Origin of the sequence: Thermomonas fusca (assembly GCF_005862345.1) — a bacterium.
Taxonomy (GTDB): domain Bacteria; phylum Pseudomonadota; class Gammaproteobacteria; order Xanthomonadales; family Xanthomonadaceae; genus Thermomonas; species Thermomonas fusca.
Genome location: NZ_SROY01000001.1, coordinates 477,943 through 494,741, shown reverse-complemented (window position 1 = coordinate 494,741; position 16,799 = coordinate 477,943). Strand labels below are relative to the sequence as shown.

Sequence of the window (16,799 nt, the reverse complement as noted above, 5' to 3'; positions counted from 1 at the left end):
GTAGGACGTGCGACGTTCCGGAGCCCAGATGTCCACACCCCCTGCCACGCCCCGCAAACGCCTGCCGCTCGTGCCGCTGGCCGCCATCGCCGCGGTGGTCGCCGGGGCCGGCATCGGCTTCCTGTACGCCGCCGGACGGCTGGGCGATGCAGCGCCGACCGCGCGCACCCTGATCGGCGCGATCGAGGCAGCCGGCGGCCCGCATCCCGGCTACCGCCGCGCGCACAGCCGCGGCGTCTGCGTCGGCGGCTGGTTCGAAGGCACGGCGGAGGGCACCGCGCTGTCGTCGGCGCGGGTGTTCGCACAGGGGCGCGTGCCGGTACTGGGCCGGCTGTCGATCGGCGGCGGCGATCCGCACGGCGCCGAAGCCGGCGCACGGGTGCGCAGCCTCGCCCTGCAGCTGCGCAGTGACGACGGCGCGGACTGGCGGCTGGCGATGAACAGTTTCCCGTTCTTCGCCCTGCCCAGCGCCGAGGCCTTCCTCGAACAGACCCGCGCGCAGATCCCGGCCCCCGCCACCGGCAAGCCGGACCCGACGCGGATGGCCGCGGTGCTGGCGAAATACCCCAGCGCGCGCGCCTTCCGCGACTGGGCGGCCAGCGCGCCGTGGCCGGACAGCTGGGCCAACACCACCTACAACGGCATCCACACGTTCTTCTTCGTCGCGCCCGACGGCCGCCGCCAGCCGCTGCGCTGGTCACTGCGGCCGCGCGCACCGCTGGTGGCGATGGATGCCGCCGCGCGCGCCGCGGCCACCCCGGACTATCTGGCCGCGGATTTCGCCCGTCGGCTGGCAGCCGGCCCGATCGCCTGGGATCTGGTGGCCACGCTGCCCGCGCCCGGCGATGCGCTGGATGATCCTTCGCAGCCGTGGCCGGCGTCTCGGCCCACCCGCACGCTCGGCACGCTGTGGCTGGACACGATGGCGCCGCAGGCACAAGGCGCCTGCCGCGACGTCAACTTCGATCCCACCGTGCTGCCGCCCGGCATCGAGCGCTCCGGCGATCCGATCCTCGCGGCACGGTCGGCGGTGTACGCGCAGTCGTTCAACCGCCGCGAGCGCGAGATCGCCCGTGGCCAGGCACCGGAAGCGACCGGCCAGGGAGGCCCGCGATGAGCCCGGCAGCGCGCTTCGTCCCGCTCGCCCGCCTGCTGCACTGGCTGATGGCATTGCTGCTGCTGGCCCAGCTGCTGGTCGGCGTGGCGATGATGGCCTCGCTGACCCTGCGGCCGCCCCTGATCGCGTTGCATCGCCCGCTGGGGCTGGCCCTGCTGGTGCTGGTGCTGCTCCGCCTGTGGGTGCGCCGCTGCCATCCGCCGCCGGCGCTGCCGGCCGACCTGCCGCGCTGGCAGGCCGCAGCCGCACGCGCCTCGCACCTGCTGCTGTACGCGCTGATGCTGGCGCTGCCGCTGCTGGGCTGGGCGCTGACTTCCGCCGCCGGCAACGTGGTGCTGCTGCCGGGGGCGGTACAGCTGCCGGCAATCGCGCCGCGCGATCCGCTGCTGTACGCGTGGCTGCGCGATGCCCACGGCCTGCTGGCGTGGGTGCTGCTGGCCTCGGTGCTGGGCCATCTGGCGGCGGCGCTGCACCACGCGTGGGTCCGCCGCGACGGCGTGTTCGAGGCGATGGCGGGCGGGCGGCCGCTTCCGCCTCCCGGCGCCGACTGACTCGCGCTGCATTGGCGGATTGGCACGCTATCCTGCGGCCATGCCCTCCGGGATCGCGACGATGCGCCAACGCACCGCCTGGTTCACCCTGTTCGCACTGCTGCTGACCGCCATCGCGGTGTGGGGCGTCCACCTCCTACGCGGCAACGATGGCAGCGCCGCGCCGACGCTGCGGGTCGGCCTGTACGAGAACGCGCCGAAGATCTACCGCGATCGCGACGGCCATCCTGCCGGGCTGTTCGTGGAGTTGCTGGACGAGATCGCGCGCCGGGAAGGCTGGCGCGTGCAGTACGTGCCCTGCACCTGGGCGGACTGCCTGGCGCAGCTGGAGGCCGGCCAGCTGGACCTGATGCCCGACGTCGCCTACACGCCGGAGCGCGGCCGCCTGTTCGACTTCCACACGGTGCCGGTGGCGCATTCGTGGTCGCAGGTCTACAAGCATCATGGGCTGGTGGTGCGGGCTTTCCCCGACCTGGCCGAGCTGCGGGTAGCACTGCTGCGCGACAGCGTGCAGGAAGGCGAACTGCGCCACCTGCTGCAGGAACTGGGCGTGCGCTGGACCGCAGTCGGGGCCGACAGCTACCGGGAAGCTTTCCGCGCGGTGCACGACGGCCGCGCCGACGTGGCCGTCGCCAACAACTTCTTCGGCGCCCGCTCGGGCCGGGACTTCGGGCTGGAAGAAACCGCGATCCTGTTCAACCCGGCGACGCTGTACTTCGCTGCGCCGCGTGGCCGCCACGCGGCGGTACTGGCACGCATCGACCACTGGCTGCGCGCCTGGCAGCAGGCGCCGGACTCGGTCTACTTCCGCGCGATGCGCCACGCGATGATGCCGCCGCCACTGACGGTGACGCCGCCCTGGCTGCCGGCTGCGGTGGCCGCCGCGGCTGCGCTGGTGCTGGCACTGCTGGTGTTCAGCCTGGTCCTGCGCTGGCGGGTGCGCGCGGCGACCGTGGATGCCACCGCGGCACGCAACCGGTTGGAACTGGTGCTGGAGGTCAGCCCGGTGGCGCTGTTCCTGCTGCGCGAAGAGGACGGCGAGCTGGCGGTGGAATGGGCCAGCCCGAACGTGCCGCGGCTGTACGGCGTGCCCGCCGATGAAGTGCTGGCCCCGGGCCGGTGGAAGCAGCACGTGCACCCCGACGACCTGCCCACGCTGGAGCCCGCCCTCGACCACCTGCGCCGCCACCCGTCGCTGACCCGCGAGTACCGCGTAGTCGATGAAGCCGGCACCGTCCACCACGTGCACGAAGCGCTGCGCGCGCTGCCCGCAGAGGCCGGCCAGCCGCTGCGCGCGCTCTCCACCTGGACCGATGTCTCCGAGGCCAAGGCCCACGCCGCCGAACTCAGCCACCTGGCCCACCACGACAGCCTGACCGGGCTGCCCAACCGGCGCCTGCTGCGGCTGTTCCTGGAGGATGCGGCCCGCGGCGGCCGGGGCTTCGCGGTAGTGGTGCTGGACCTGGACCGCCTGCGCGGCGTCAACGACACCCTCGGCCACGAACTGGGCGACCAGGTCCTGCGCGCCGCCTCCCAGCGACTGCAGGCGCGGCTGCCGGCCGAGGGCTTCCTGGCCCGGCTGGGAGGCGACGAATTCGCCGCGGTGCTGCCCGGCGCTGCCGAGGCCGAGGCCGATGCGTTCGCGCTCGACGTGACGGACGCGTTCACCCGGCCGCTGCTGGGCGGCGCCTCGCCCACCGTGCTGACCATCAGCGTCGGCATCGCGCTGGCCCCCGCCAACGGCGACGATGCCGACACCCTGCTGCGCCACGCCGAGCTGGCGCTTTACGAAGCCAAGCGTCTGGGCACCGGCCGCCGCCAGTTGTTCCAGCCGGCGCTGTCCACCGGCGCGGCGCAGCGGCTGGCGCTGGAAACCGGCCTGCGCATGGCGCTGCCGCGGCAGCAGTTCCGCCTGCACTACCAGCCGCAACTGGACCTGCGCAGCGGCGCGCTGGCCGGGGTGGAAGCGCTGCTGCGCTGGGAACACCCGGAGCTGGGAATGATCCCGCCCGCGCAGTTCATCCCGGTGGCGGAGGAGACCGGGCAGATCGAGGAGATCGGCCAATGGGTGCTGCTGGAAGCCTGCCGACAGCTGCGCGCCTGGGACGAGGCGGGCCTGGGCGTGGCCGGGATGTCGGTCAACTGTTCCGTGCAGCAGCTTGACGCAGACCGCCTGCCGGCGCAGGTGGCGGCGATCCTGGCCGCCACCGGGATCGCCGCGGACCGGTTGGAGCTGGAGATCACCGAATCGGTACTGATGCGCGATCCCGAGCACGCCATCGTGGTGCTGCAGGCGCTGAAGGCGCAGGGCGTGCGGCTGGCGATCGACGATTTCGGCACCGGCTATTCCAGCCTCGCTTACCTGCGGCGGCTGCCGCTGACCCGGCTGAAGATCGACCGCGCCTTCGTCAGCGGCATCGGCAATGACCCCGGTGACGAGGAGATCTGCCGCACGGTGATCGCGCTGGGCCGCAACCTGGGCCTGGAGACACTGGCGGAAGGCGTGGAGCAGGCGCATGAGGCGGCGTTCCTGCGGGATGGCGGCTGCACCCTGGCGCAGGGTTTCCACTACGCGCGCGCGCTGCCGCCGGAGGCGCTGGTGGCGTGGGTCACCGCGCACCGGCGGCAACCGCGCCGCGCCTGAGTGGCGGCTACAGCCAGCCTTTCTGGCGCGCGAGCCGGTAGGCCTCGATGCGGTTGCCGACGCCGAGCTTGCCGATCGCCTCGGACAGGTAGTTGCGCACGGTGCCGTGCGAGAGGTTCAGCCGCTGCGCGATCTCGCCGGCGGACAGGCCTTCGCCGGCCAGCCGCAGCGCCTGGCGTTCGCGGTCGCTGAGCGGGTCGGCTTCGCCCCAGGCTTCCAGCGCCAGCTGCGGGTCGATGGCGCGGCCGCCGCGTTGGACCTGGCGCAGCGCCTCGGCCAGCTGTTCGGCAGGCGCGTCCTTGAGCAGGTAGCCGCGCACCCCGGCATCCAGCGCGCGACGCAGGAAGCCGGCGCGGGCGAAGGTGGTGATGACCACCACCTGCACCGGCAGCGCGTGGCGCTGGATCCGCTGCGCCAGTTCCAGCCCGGTCAGGCCGGGCATCTCGATGTCGGTCAGCAGCACGTCGGGCTTGAGCCGCTGCAGTTCGCGCCAGGCCGACTCGCCGTCGGCGGCGGCGGCCACCACTTCGATATCGGACTCCATGCCCAGCAGCGCGGCCAGCGCGCCGCGCAGCAGGGCTTGGTCTTCAGCCAGCAGGACTCGGATCATGGCGCGGGACGTTAACAGATCGCGCCGCGCGACTGGTCCGGCAAGCGCGGCTAGGCGGGGGCCGCGCCGGCAGACGCTGGCGTTGCGGGCAGGTCGTCGTTGGCGGCCAGCGGCACCCGCGCTTCGATGCAGGTGCCCTGCCCGGCGCCGGCGTCGACGCGCAGGCGCCCGCGCAGCGCCTCGATGCGTTCGCGCATGCCGGCCAGGCCATTGCCCGGCACCAGTGCGCCGCCGCGGCCGTCATCCTCGACCCGCAGCACCGCTTCGCCCGCCTCCACGCCGAAGTGCACCTGCGCATGCCGCGCGCGCGCATGGCGCTGGATGTTGGTGGCGGCCTCGCGCACCGTCATCGCCAGCGCGGATTCCACCGCGGCGGGCAGGCCGGCGCCGGAAAAGCCGTCGTCGAGGCGGTACTCGAAAGTCACGCCGTCGGTTTCCAGCAGCAGTTTGGCCGAAGCCAGCTCGGCGGCGATGCCGGCCGCGCGGATGCCGCTGACCGCGCCGCGTACCTGCGTCAGCGCCTCGCGCGCGACCCGGCTGACCGCGGCGATCTCGGCCTGCGCCGCGGCCGGATCGCGCGCCAGCAGGCGGCCGGCGAGGTCCGACTTCAGCGCCACCATCGACAGGGTGTGGCCCAGCAGGTCGTGCAGGTCGCGGCCGATGCGCTCGCGTTCGGCCAGCGCCGCCAGACGGCGCACTTCCTCGTGCGAGAGCTTGAGCGCGGCGTCGCGCTGGCGGTTGATCCGCTCCACCAGGGTGATGACGCCGATGATCGCGGTGACCGCCGGCATCCACACCAGCGACACCCATGGATAACCGATATAGCGCGCGTAGACGATCAGCGCGGCATTGCAGGCCGCGAGCCAGACGATGTAGCGCAGCAGCGAACCCCTGCACCGCGGCTGCAGCATCACGCAGCCGAACACGAAGTAGCTGAGCCCCGATGGATACCAGGGCAGCAGCGCGAAGCACAGCGCCAGCATGCCCAGCGCGGCCAGCTGGGCGCGGCGTTCGGACGCGGTCACGCTGACGTGGAACAGCAGCAGGAACAGCGGGAACGACAGCAGGGTCAGCAGCAGCCAGCGCCACGTGTAGCCGTAGGCGCCGCCGGAGAACGCCGGGGTGATGAACACCCAGATCGTCCACACCAGGTGGATGTGGTGGGTCCACGCCGCGCGGCCCAGGCGCATGTCCTGCGCGACCAGCGAATCGGGCGTCGGCCGCAGCCAGCGCACGGGCAGGGCGAACTTCATGGGCGGCTCCGTGGACGCGGTGCGCGGATCATGGCACGTCGCGCCGGCTTCATTCCGGCGCCGACAATCGGCGCTGGGCCAGTGCGAAGAACACCGTGGTGAAGCCCGCCAGCGCCAGCAGATGCAGCCAGAGCGGCTGGCCGGCGTCGAAGCCGACCACCTTCAGCGCCAGCTGCCCCAGGTGGTAGGCCGGCCAGACCACCGCCAGCTTGGCCAGCAACGGCGGCAACATCGACAGCGGCAGCCACAGCCCGGACAGGAACGACATTGGCAGGTACAGCCCGTTGAGCAGCGCCGGTGCGGCGCTGCCGCTCATCCGCGTGCCCACGTACAGGCCGATGGCGGCAAACGGCAGCACCCCGGTCACGTTCACCGCCAGCAGCGCCAGCCACTGCAACGGCGCCAGCGACACTCCCGCCACCAGCGCGGCCAGCAGCGCCATCAGCAGCGAGATCAGTGCGGCAAACAGCATCGCCATCGCCATCCGCGCCAGCAGCATCGCGCCGGGCGGGGTGGGCAGCACGCGCTTGAGCCGCAGGAAGCCGCGCTCGCGGTCCAGCGCGATGGTGACGCCGAAGCCGAACAGGCCGGCACCGGCCACGCCGAAGGCGCCGTAGGTGGCCAGCAGGTACTGCGCGGTCGCCGCGCTGTGCTGCCTGTTCAACACCACTGCGAACAGCACATAGAACATCAGCGGGAAGCCGGTGACCGGGATGCAGAAGCCGGGGTCGCGCAGCATGCGCAGGCATTCGCAGCGCGCTTCCAGCAGGTAGCTGCGCAGCGCGGCGCGATGCAGGGTGGGGAGCACGGCAGCCATCACGCGGCCTCCTGTTGCGGGGTGCGGGTGAGTTCGAGGAAGGCATCGGCCAGGCCGGCGCGCTGCACCTCGAGGTCGTGCAGGCGGTCGTCGGCGGCCAGCAGGCGGCGCACCACCGGTTCGGCGACGTCGGCGACGATGCGCAGCAGTTCGCCGTCGCGTTCGGCCTGGCGCACGCCCGGCCAGCGCGCCACCGCGTCGGCATCCAGCACCGACACGCAGCGGATGCGCCGCTGCGCCACGTGCGCGCGGATCGCCGCCACGCTGCCCTGCGCCAGCATGCGGCCACGGTCGATCACCGCGACATGGTCGGCCAGCGCTTCGGCCTCCTCCAGATAGTGCGTGGTCAGCAGCACCGCGCTGCCGCCGGCGACCAGTTCGCGGACCGCGCGCCAGATGCCCTGCCGCGCCTCGATGTCGAGGCCGGTGGTCGGTTCGTCCAGGCACAGCAGGCGCGGGCGTCCGCAGATCGCCAGGGCGAACTGGACGCGCCGCTGCTGGCCGCCGGACAGGTGCCGGTACGGGCGCTCCAGCAGCCCGTCCAGTCCCGCCAGCGCCACGCAGTCGGCCACGCTGCGCGGGTCGCGGTAGTAGCTGCGCACCAGCGCCAGCACTTCGCCCACGCGCAGGCGGTCGGGAATGCCGGCGCTCTGCAGCATCGCGCCGGTGCCCAGCCGCGCCGCGCGCGAACTCGGCGGGCGGCCGAACACCGACACCTCGCCCGCGTCCGCCGCCAGCAGCCCCAGCAGCAGGTTCACCGCGGTGCTCTTGCCGGCGCCGTTGGCACCCAGCAACGACGTCACCTGGCCCGCGTGCAGCGACAGGTCCAGTCCGTCCAGCGCCTGCGTGCCGCCGTAGCGCTTGCTCGCGCCGCGCAACCGCGCCACCACCGCTTGTCCATCCGGCATCGGGATTCCTCCGTGTTCGATGGCGGCATGCTCCGTCGTCGCCGCGGCGCGTGACATCCGCAGCCGTCAGCCGAATCACATGACAACCATCACCTGACCGTCGCCGCCGCTGCCGGTAGCCTGCGCTTCGCTGGATCGACGCGTCAGAGTCCTGGCGGCAGGCCCGGCACCGGCGGACAAACCGGCTGTAAAGGAAACTTGACACCATAGATCGCATGCATGAAGGTGGCGGCCTGGATTTGACTGCGGCCGTGCCGCGTCCGTCCGCCACCCATTCCCTTCCCCTCCCGTGCCCATGACTACTTCCGCCGACCTGCTCAATTCCCTGAAGATCGACCGCAGCGCGCCGCCCCCGCCGTCCTCGCGCAAGGGACTGTGGATCGGGCTGGCCGCCGCCGGCGTGGTGGTGCTGGCGGTGGTCGGTGCGTTCGCCCTGCGCGGCGGCAAGGGCGTCGAAGTCAGCGTGGCCGAGGCCACCGCGATCGGTGGCGCTGGCGCCGGCAACGCATCGGTGCTAGATGCCACCGGCTACGTGGTGGCGCGGCGCATGGCCACGGTCTCGGCCAAGGTCACCGGCCGGGTGCGCGAGGTGCTGATCGAGGAAGGCCAGAAGGTGGAGGAAGGCCAGGTGCTGGCGCGGCTGGACCCGGTCGATGCCGATGCCCAGCGCGCGCTGTCGGCATCGCAGCTGGCTGCCTCGCAAAGCCAGATCGGCAGCGTGCAGGCGCAGCTGAAGGAAGCCGAAGCCAATGCCGCGCGGCTGTCCGCGCTGGCGGCGCAGAAGCTGGTGTCGCGCGCGCAGTTCGAACAGGCGGTGGCCACGCGCGATGCCCTGCGCGCGCAGCTGGCCACCACCCGGCGCAACGCGCAGGTGGCGCGCGACGGCCTGCGCATCGCCGACAACGGGGTGGACAACACCATCGTGCGCGCGCCGTTCGCCGGGGTGGTGATCGCCAAGTCGGCGCAGCCGGGCGAGATCGTCTCGCCGCTGTCGGCCGGCGGCGGCTTCACCCGTACCGGCATCGGCACCATCGTCGACATGGATTCGCTGGAAGTGGAAGTCGAGGTGGGCGAGGCCTTCATCGGGCGGGTCAAGCCGGGCATGGCCACCGAGACCATCCTCAACGCCTACCAGGACTGGAAGATTCCCGGCCGGGTGATCGCCATCATTCCCGCCGCAGACCGCGGCAAGGCGACGGTCAAGGTGCGGGTGGGACTGGACGCCAAGGGCGATCCGCGGATCGTGCCGGACATGGGCGCGCGGGTCGGTTTCCTGGAGGACGCCAAGCCCGCGCAGGCCGATGCCAAGCCCGGGGTGCTGGTGCCCGCCGCCGCCATCGCCCAGCGCGGCGACAAGGACGTGGCCTTCGTGGTCAACGGCGGCATGGCCACCCTGCGCAAGCTGACCCTGGGCCGCACCCTCGGCGAGGACCGCGAGGTGCTGGCCGGCCTGGCCGGCGGCGAGCAGGTGGTGCTGGACCCGCCGGAAACGCTGGCCGACGGCGCGCGGGTGACGGTGGCGCCTGCCGAAGCCAGCAACGAATAAACGAATGCCAAGTGCTGTCGCTCCCGCAGACGCGGGACCAGCGCAACCGACAACCGGAGAACCGCTCGATGTCCACCCTCGTCAGCACCCGCAACCTGCACAAGACCTACCAGCGCGGCCCGGAAACCGTGGACGTGCTGCGCGGCATCGACCTCGACATCGCCCGCGGCGACTTCGTGGCGCTGATGGGGCCGTCCGGCTCCGGCAAGACCACGCTGCTCAACCTGATCGGCGGGCTGGATTCGCCCAGCGCCGGCAGCATTGAAGTTGCCGGCCAGCACATCGAGAAGATGGGTTCCGGCCAGCTGGCGCAGTGGCGCAGCAACAACGTCGGCTTCGTGTTCCAGTTCTACAACCTGATGCCCACGTTGACCGCGCAGAAGAACGTCGAGCTGCCGCTGCTGCTGACCCGGCTGTCGGCCGCGCAGCGGCGCCAGAACGCCGCCATCGCGCTGGAACTGGTGGGCCTGAAGGATCGCGGCAAGCATCGCCCGAACGAACTCTCCGGCGGCCAGCAGCAGCGCGTGGCGATCGCCCGCGCGATCGTCTCCGATCCCACCCTGCTGATCTGCGACGAACCCACCGGCGACCTGGACCGCGCCTCGGCCGAGGAGATCCTGGGCCTGCTGCAGACGCTCAACCGCGAGCACGGCAAGACCATCGTGATGGTCACCCACGATCCCAAGGCCGCCGAGTACGCCACGCATACGCTGCACCTCGACAAGGGCAACCTGGTCGAGCAGACCGTGCAGGCCTGAGCCGGAGCCCCGCCATGAAATACCTCCATCTCGTCTGGGCCGCGCTCTCGCGCAGCAAGACCCGCACCCTGCTCACCCTGCTGTCGGTGGTGGCGGCGTTCCTGCTGTTCGGGATGCTGGATTCGGTGCGCGTCGCCTTCAACTCCGGCGGCAGCGTGGCCGGCGCCAATCGCATGGTGACGATGTCGCGGCTGTCGATCACGCAGATGCTGCCGTACAGCCTGGACGCACAGATCCGCGCGGTGCCGGGAGTGAAGGGTGCCGCCTTTGCCGCCTGGTTCGGCGGCATCTACCGCGACCCGAAGAACTTCTTCGCCAACTTCAGCGTCAGCCCGGAGTACCTGGACCTGTATCCGGAGTTCAAGCTCTCGCCCGCACAGAAGCGGGCGTGGCTGGCCGACCGTCGCGGCGCGGTGGTGGGCAAGGCGCTGGCCGACCGCTTCGGCTGGAAGGTGGGCGACACCATTCCGCTGCAGGCGACCATCTTCCCGACCAAGGGCAGCAACGATTGGTCGTTCACCCTGCGCGGGATCTACCGCATCGACGACCCCAAGCTGAAGGGCCAGGAACAGGCGATGTTCTTCCACTGGAAGTACTTCGACGAAGCCAACGACTACGTGAAAGGCCGGGTGGGCTGGTGGATCGTGGAGCCGGCCGGCGCCGATGCCGCCGACCGCGTGGCCAAGGCCGTCGACCGGCTCAGCGAGAACTCCGACCACGAGACCAAGACCCAGAGCGAGGCCGCGTTCAACCAGAGCTTCGCCAAGCAGTTCGCCGACATCGGCCTGATCGTCACCGCGATCATGGGCGCGGTGTTCTTCACCCTGCTGCTGCTGACCGGCAACACCATGGCGCAGGCGGTGCGCGAGCGCATCCCGGAGCTGGCGGTGCTGAAGACCATCGGCTTCTCCAACCGCAGCGTGCTGTGGCTGGTGCTGGGCGAATCCGTGCTGCTGGTGGTGCTGGGCGGGCTGCTGGGCATGGGCCTGGCCGCCGCCATCGTGCCGGCGGTGGGCGCCGCCAGCGGCGGGATGGTGCAGCTGCCGGGCCTGCTGGCGCAGACCTGGGGCACGGGGCTGGCGCTGATGCTCGGCATCGGCCTGCTGGTGGGGCTGCTGCCGGCGCTGCGCGGCATGCGGTTGAACATCGTCGATGCGCTGGCCGGTCGATAACGGGATCACGACATGAAACGACTCAAGGGTTTTCTCGCCAGCTTCGCCACCGTGCTGCTTCTGGCCCTCGGGCTGGCGCTGTGGATCGCGCTGCCCTGGTTCGCGGTACTGGCGATCGCCGCCGCCATCGCGCTGTGGCTGTACACCACCCGCAGCGGCAGGCTGGCGCGCGAGGCCACGAAGATCGGCCTGGCCGGGCTGCCGCAGCGCTGGGGCGCCTCCAGCGTCATTGTCATCGGCATTGCCGGCGTGGTCGGCGTGCTGGTGGCGATGCTGGCGATGGGCGAAGGCTTCAAGGCCACGCTCGACAAGACCGGCGGTGACGACACCGCGATCCTGCTGCGCGCCGGCTCGCAGGCCGAGACCAACTCGGTCATCACCCGCGACCAGGCGCCGCTGGTGTCGGCGCTGCCCGGCATCGCCCGCGGCAAGGATGGCAAGCCGCTGGCCTCGCCGGAGCTGTCGCAGGTGGTCAACCTGCCGACCATGGCCGACGGCACCGACGCCAACGTGCAGTTCCGCGGCGTCGGGCCGGCCGGCTGGGCGATCCGCCCGCAGCTGAAGATCGTCGAAGGCCGCAGGTTCAACCCGGGCTTGCGCGAGATCGTGATCGGCAAGGGCGCGCAGCGGCAGTTCCGCGGGCTGGAGGTCGGCAAGCAGCTGAAGCTGGCCAACCAGATGTGGACGGTGGTGGGCGTGTTCGAGTCGAAGGATTCGCACGAATCCGAGCTGTGGACCGACGCCGACGTGCTGGGCCCGGCCTACCAGCGCAGCGCGTTCCAGTCGATGACGGTGAAGCTGGACGGCAAGGCCGGCTTCAAGCAGCTCAAGGCCGCGCTGGCTGGCGACCCGCGGCTGAAGCTGGACGTGGATACCACCCGCAACTACTACGGCAAGCAGTCGGAAGGGCTGACCAAGCTGATCCGCATCCTCGGCTCGGTGATCGGCGCGATCATGGCGATCGGCGCGGTGTTCGGCGCGCTCAACAGCATGTATGCGGCGGTGGCCGGACGCGCCCGCGAGATCGCCACGCTGCGCGCGCTGGGCTTCCGCAGCGTGCCGGTGGTCACCGCGGTGATGCTGGAAACCATGCTGCTGGCGCTGCTGGGCGGGGTGCTGGGCGCGGCCATCGCATGGGCGGTGTTCAACGGCTACACGGTCAGCACGCTGGGGCAGAACTTCAGCCAGGTGGTGTTCCAGTTCAAGGTCAGCCCCACGCTGGCGTGGACCGGGCTGAAGTGGGCGCTGGGGATCGGCCTGGTGGGCGGGCTGTTCCCGGCGCTGCGCGCGGCGCGGCTGCCGGTCACCGAGGCATTGCGCTCGGCCTGAGTGCGGCGCTCAGGCCGTGACCAGCCTGCTGCGCCGCGCGCGCAGCAGGCCGTCGGCGGCATACAGCGCCAGCGCGATCCAGATGAAGGCGAAGCCGACGGCGCGATCGCGACCGAACGGCTCGCCGAGCACCAGCACGCCGACCAGCAGCTGCAGGGTCGGCGAGATGTACTGCAGCAGGCCCACCAGCGAATAGGGAATGCGCTGCACCGCGGCGGCAAACCCGATCAACGGCAGCGCGGTGAGCACGCCGCCGAACACCAGCAGCCCGGCCACGCCCGGCCCCCACGATGCGGTCTCGCCGTGGGCGAACAGATGGCCCTGCCCCGCACCTTCCACCCACGCCAGAAACGCCAGCGCCGGCAGCAGCAGGTACAGGTTTTCCACCCCCAGCCCGCGCACCGGCGGCGCGCCCAGCAGTTTGCGCACCAGGCCGTAGATGCCGAACGAGGCCGCCAGCGCCAGCGCGATCCACGGCAAGCCGCCATAGCTGAGGGTCAGCCACAGCACGCCGGCGGCGGCGATGGCGACCGACAGCCACTGCACGCGGTTGAGACGTTCCTTCAGCACCAGCACGCCCAGCATCACGCTGAAAAGCGGGTTGATGAAATAGCCCAGCGCGGATTCCACCACGTGGCCGGCATTGACCGCCCAGATGTACAGGCCCCAGTTGAAGGCGATCAGCACGCCGCTCAGCGCCAGCAGCGCGGCGGCACGCGGCCGCGACAGGGTTTCCCGCAGCCAGCCGCGGCCGTACTTGAAGAACAGCCAGCCGCACACCAGCAGCGCGCTCCAGACCACCCGGTGCGCCATGATCTGCATCGACGGCACCACCTTCAGCAGGTGCCAGTACAGCGGCATCAAGCCCCAAGCGACATACGCGGCAACCGCGATCCAGACGCCGCGCCGATCCAGCCCTCCAGCACTCACGATGTGGCCTTCGGCTTGCGCGTCCTGGCGAAGGTGATGGTCACCACGCCGAGCAGGATCACCGCCATCGCCACCGATTCGCGCACGCCGAAGCGCTCGTGCGCCAGCAGCGCGCCCAGCGCCACCGCGATGGCCGGATTGACGTAGGCATAGCTGGTGGCCAGCGCCGGCCGCACGTGGTGCAGCAGCCAGATATAGGCCGAGAAGCCGATCAGCGACCCCATCACCACCAGGTACCAGAACGCGCCGATCGCGTGCGCGCTGGGCAGGCCGTGGAAGCGTTCGCCCAGCGCACCGCCCAGCAGGCACATCGCCACGCCGCCGCAGAGCATCTGCCCGGCCGAGGTCATGAACGGCGACGGCAGGTCGCGGCCCTTGCTCCAGATCGAACCGTACGACCACGCCACCGAGGCCAGCAGCAGCGCGACCAGTCCGGCCGGGGTGGCGGCCAGGCTGCCGCCGGCGCTCAGCCACAGCACGCCGAGGAAGCCGATGCACAGCCCCGTCCATTCCATCGCGTTGGGCCGGTGCCCGCGCAGCGCCGAGAACACGCCCATCCACAGCGCCGACGAGGACACGATCACCGCGGTCATCCCCGACGAGACGCTCTGCTCACCGAAGTTCACCAGTCCGTTGCCCATCAGCAGCAGCAGCACGCCCATCACCGCCAGGTTGCGCCACTGTGCGCGGGTGGGCGCTGGCACGCCGCGCCAGCGCAGGACGGCGAACATCAGCCCGCCGGCAATCAGGAAGCGGATGCCGCCGAGCAGGAACGGCGGGAAGCCACCTTCCAGCGCGAAGCGGATGGCGAGATAGGTGGAACCCCAGATGACATATACCGCCGCCAGCGCCAGCGCGACGCGGGCGGCGGGCGCCGTGGAAACATGGGAAGCAGGCATCGAGCAGACCTTGCAGAAAGCGGCGGGCACCCGAAGGTGCCCGCCAGAAACACATGAGGGAGACGCGTGCGCGCCGGGTCAGTCGGCCCAGTGCCCGGCACCGTTGCGGGTGACCGGCAGCACCTGCGCCGCCAGCGCCGCGTCCTTGCCGAGCAGCGCCACCGCATCGGCCAGGATCGCCGCGGACTCGCGCAGCAGCGGATCGGTGGCCTTCTTCGCCGCCTCCTCGCGCGCCACCGATTCGGCGACGTTGCGCTCGTCGGCGGCCAGGCCGTCGTCGGCACGCGACTCCAGCAGCGGATCGCGCTCGATGCCGAGGTTGGCGCGGATTTCGGCCCGCTGCTTGCGCTGCGCATCGAACTTGTCGCGCTCGGCGCGGCGCTCGGCCTCGTTGAGCGAGATCGACTTCTTGGCCTGCTCCTCGCGGAACCGGTTCACGTCCTCGGCCCACCACTGGAACTCCACGTCCTTGGCCGAACGCGCCTGGTGGCGCGCCTGCAGCTGCACCAGCAGCGGCGCGAAATTGCCGTAGCGCGGGTGCGGCGCGGCAGCGATCCGGGTCCACGGCAGCGCGTTGGGATAGGTGCTTTCGCCGAACTCGGCGGCGTCCACGCTGGCCGGGAACGCCACGTCCGGCGCCACGCCCCGGTTCTGGGTACTGCTGCCGTCCGGACGGAAGAATTGCGCCACGGTCAGCTTGACCTCGCCGAAGCGCGGCTTCTCGTTGGCCGGCCAGCGGTCCAGGTCGACCATGGTCTGCACGGTGCCCTTTCCGAAGGTGGTCTCGCCGATCACCAGGCCACGCCCGTAGTCCTTGATCGCACCGGCCACGATTTCCGAGGCCGAGGCCGAGCCTCGGTTGATCAGCACCGCCAGCGGGCCATCCCAGGCCACGCCCGCGTCCTGGTCGTACTGCACGTTGACCCGGCCGCCGGATTCGCGCACCTGCACCACCGGGCCCTTGTCGATGAACAGCCCGGTCAACTCCACCGCTTCGGTCAGCGAACCGCCGCCGTTGCCGCGCAGGTCCAGCACCACGCCATCGACCTTCTGCGCACGGAAGTCGCCCAGCATTTTCGCCACGTCGCGGGTGGCCGAGGCGTAGTTGGCCTCGTTGCGGCGACGCGCCTCGAAGTCCTGGTAGAAGCCCGGCAGCTTGATCACGCCGATCCGGCGCGCCGGCGCGTCGCGGCCTGCCGGCACGATGATGGTCTCGGCCTTGGCGCGCGCGTCTTCCAGCCGCACCTTGGCGCGGGTCAGCTGCAGCGTCAGCGGCTTGCTGTCCAGCGGCGCCTCCGCCGGCACCGTGTCCAGGCGCACCTGGGTGTCGGCCGCGCCGCGGATCAGCGCCACCACATCGTCGATGCGCCAGCCGATCACGTCCTTCATCTCGCCGGACGTGCCCTGGCCGACGCCGACGATGCGATCGCCCGGCTTGAGCCTGCCGCTGCGCGCCGCCGGCCCGCCCGGCACCACCTCGCGCACCACCACCACGTCGTCCTGGCGGAACAGCACCGCACCGATGCCTTCCAGCGAATTGGACATCGACAGGTTGAAGTTCTCCGCGCTGCGCGGGGTCATGTAATCGGTATGCGGATCGATGCTGCCGGCATAGGCATTGAGGAAGCTCTGGAACACTTCCTCGCCCTTCAGCTCGCGCACGCTGGTCAGCAGGTTGGCGTAGCGCTTGTCCAGGGTCTTGCGGATCTCGTCAGCCGGTTTTCCGGCCAGCTTCAGGCGCAGCCAGTCGTTCTTCACCGACTGCCGCCACAGCGTGTCCAGCGCCGCCGGCTCGGCCCACGGCGCGTCCTCGCGGTCGTACTGGTAGCGATCATCCCGGGTGAAGTCGAACTCGCCCTTCAGCAGCCCGCGCGCGTAGCCGATGCGGTCTTCCACCCGCTGCCGGTAGGTCGAAAAGATCGTCCACGCCGGATCCACCCGGCCGCTCTTGATCGCATCGTCCAGGGTGGTGGCATAGCGCTGGAAGCCGGCCACGTCCTGCGCGGTCATGAACACCTTGCCGGGGTCCAGCGTCTTCAGGTATTCGGTGAGGATCTCGCGCGAGAGCGCGTCGTCCAGCGCGCGCGGCCGGTAGGCGTAGCGGCTGTCGGACAGCAGCCCGTGGACCATGCGCGCGGTTGTGGACTGGTCCGGGGTGGGGCCGGAGGACGGCACGATGTCGCTGCTGCCGGCCAGCAGGGCCAGCGGCGCGGCCAGCACCAGGGCAATGGACAGAACAACCAGGGGGCGATTGCGGATCATCTG

General features: G+C 71.2%; 14 protein-coding genes. 7 read left to right on the top strand and 7 right to left on the bottom strand.

The genetic code is table 11. The annotated features are described in order from the left end of the window. Nucleotides 1–28 precede the first annotated feature (28 nt). From E5S66_RS02210 to E5S66_RS02200, 3 genes are all read left to right on the top strand, one after another. Nucleotides 29–1,117: a catalase family peroxidase gene (locus E5S66_RS02210; RefSeq protein ID WP_138347118.1), complete on the top strand. Its 1,089-nt coding sequence runs from the start codon at nt 29–31 to the stop codon at nt 1,115–1,117. After that, the gene (locus tag E5S66_RS02205) at nt 1,114–1,668 is read left to right on the top strand and encodes a cytochrome b (RefSeq protein ID WP_138347116.1); all 555 of its coding nucleotides are present in this window, start codon (nt 1,114–1,116) and stop codon (nt 1,666–1,668) included. Before E5S66_RS02210 ends, E5S66_RS02205 begins: the two co-directional genes overlap by 4 nt. A gap of 61 nt (nt 1,669–1,729) precedes the next feature. Beyond that, nucleotides 1,730–4,312: an EAL domain-containing protein gene (locus E5S66_RS02200; protein ID WP_171033444.1), complete on the top strand. Its 2,583-nt coding sequence runs from the start codon at nt 1,730–1,732 to the stop codon at nt 4,310–4,312. A 7-nt stretch (nt 4,313–4,319) separates the two neighbouring features. On the opposite strand, the gene E5S66_RS02195 is transcribed toward E5S66_RS02200, so the two are convergent. From E5S66_RS02195 to E5S66_RS02180, 4 genes are read right to left on the bottom strand one after another with little or no spacing between them, the layout of a single operon-like run. Beyond that, nucleotides 4,320–4,922: a response regulator transcription factor gene (locus E5S66_RS02195; RefSeq protein WP_138347113.1), complete on the bottom strand. Its 603-nt coding sequence runs from the start codon at nt 4,920–4,922 to the stop codon at nt 4,320–4,322. Between the two features lie 50 nt (nt 4,923–4,972). Then, nucleotides 4,973–6,175, bottom strand: a complete 1,203-nt coding sequence (locus E5S66_RS02190) for a sensor histidine kinase (RefSeq protein WP_171033443.1) — start codon at nt 6,173–6,175, stop codon at nt 4,973–4,975. A gap of 49 nt (nt 6,176–6,224) precedes the next feature. Further along, nucleotides 6,225–6,992: an ABC transporter permease gene (locus E5S66_RS02185; RefSeq protein WP_138347111.1), complete on the bottom strand. Its 768-nt coding sequence runs from the start codon at nt 6,990–6,992 to the stop codon at nt 6,225–6,227. Further along, nucleotides 6,992–7,900, bottom strand: a complete 909-nt coding sequence (locus E5S66_RS02180; RefSeq protein WP_138347110.1) for an ABC transporter ATP-binding protein — start codon at nt 7,898–7,900, stop codon at nt 6,992–6,994. The genes E5S66_RS02185 and E5S66_RS02180 overlap by 1 nt, the downstream gene beginning before the upstream one ends. Nucleotides 7,901–8,195: 295 nt before the next feature. Between E5S66_RS02180 and E5S66_RS02175 the strand changes: the two genes are divergently transcribed. The 4 genes from E5S66_RS02175 to E5S66_RS02160 all read left to right on the top strand — a co-directional run bounded on the left by E5S66_RS02175 (nt 8,196) and on the right by E5S66_RS02160 (nt 12,705). Further along, entirely contained in the window at nt 8,196–9,446 is a 1,251-nt protein-coding gene (locus E5S66_RS02175; protein WP_138347108.1) for an efflux RND transporter periplasmic adaptor subunit, read from the top strand. Between the two features lie 68 nt (nt 9,447–9,514). After that, entirely contained in the window at nt 9,515–10,204 is a 690-nt protein-coding gene (locus tag E5S66_RS02170) for an ABC transporter ATP-binding protein (protein ID WP_028839885.1), read from the top strand. Nucleotides 10,205–10,218: 14 nt separating this feature from the next. Continuing rightward, complete coding sequence (locus tag E5S66_RS02165) at nt 10,219–11,376, top strand: ABC transporter permease (RefSeq protein ID WP_138347106.1); 1,158 nt, start codon at nt 10,219–10,221, stop codon at nt 11,374–11,376. 12 nt (nt 11,377–11,388) lie between these two features. Further along, nucleotides 11,389–12,705, top strand: a complete 1,317-nt coding sequence (locus E5S66_RS02160; protein ID WP_138347104.1) for an ABC transporter permease — start codon at nt 11,389–11,391, stop codon at nt 12,703–12,705. Between the two features lie 9 nt (nt 12,706–12,714). Here the strand turns inward: E5S66_RS02160 and rarD are convergent, their stop codons facing one another. From rarD to E5S66_RS02145, 3 genes are all read right to left on the bottom strand, one after another. Further along, complete coding sequence (gene rarD / locus E5S66_RS02155) at nt 12,715–13,635, bottom strand: EamA family transporter RarD (RefSeq protein WP_246037105.1); 921 nt, start codon at nt 13,633–13,635, stop codon at nt 12,715–12,717. Next, nucleotides 13,632–14,534 carry a drug/metabolite exporter YedA gene (gene yedA / locus E5S66_RS02150; protein WP_138347102.1) on the bottom strand — a complete coding sequence of 301 codons (903 nt, stop codon included), beginning with the start codon at nt 14,532–14,534 and terminating at the stop codon, nt 13,632–13,634. Before yedA ends, rarD begins: the two co-directional genes overlap by 4 nt. Before the next feature lie 78 nt (nt 14,535–14,612). Further along, a complete protein-coding gene (locus tag E5S66_RS02145; protein WP_138347100.1) occupies nt 14,613–16,796 on the bottom strand; it encodes a carboxy terminal-processing peptidase in 2,184 nt (727 codons plus the stop codon). Nucleotides 16,797–16,799: the final 3 nt, after the last annotated feature.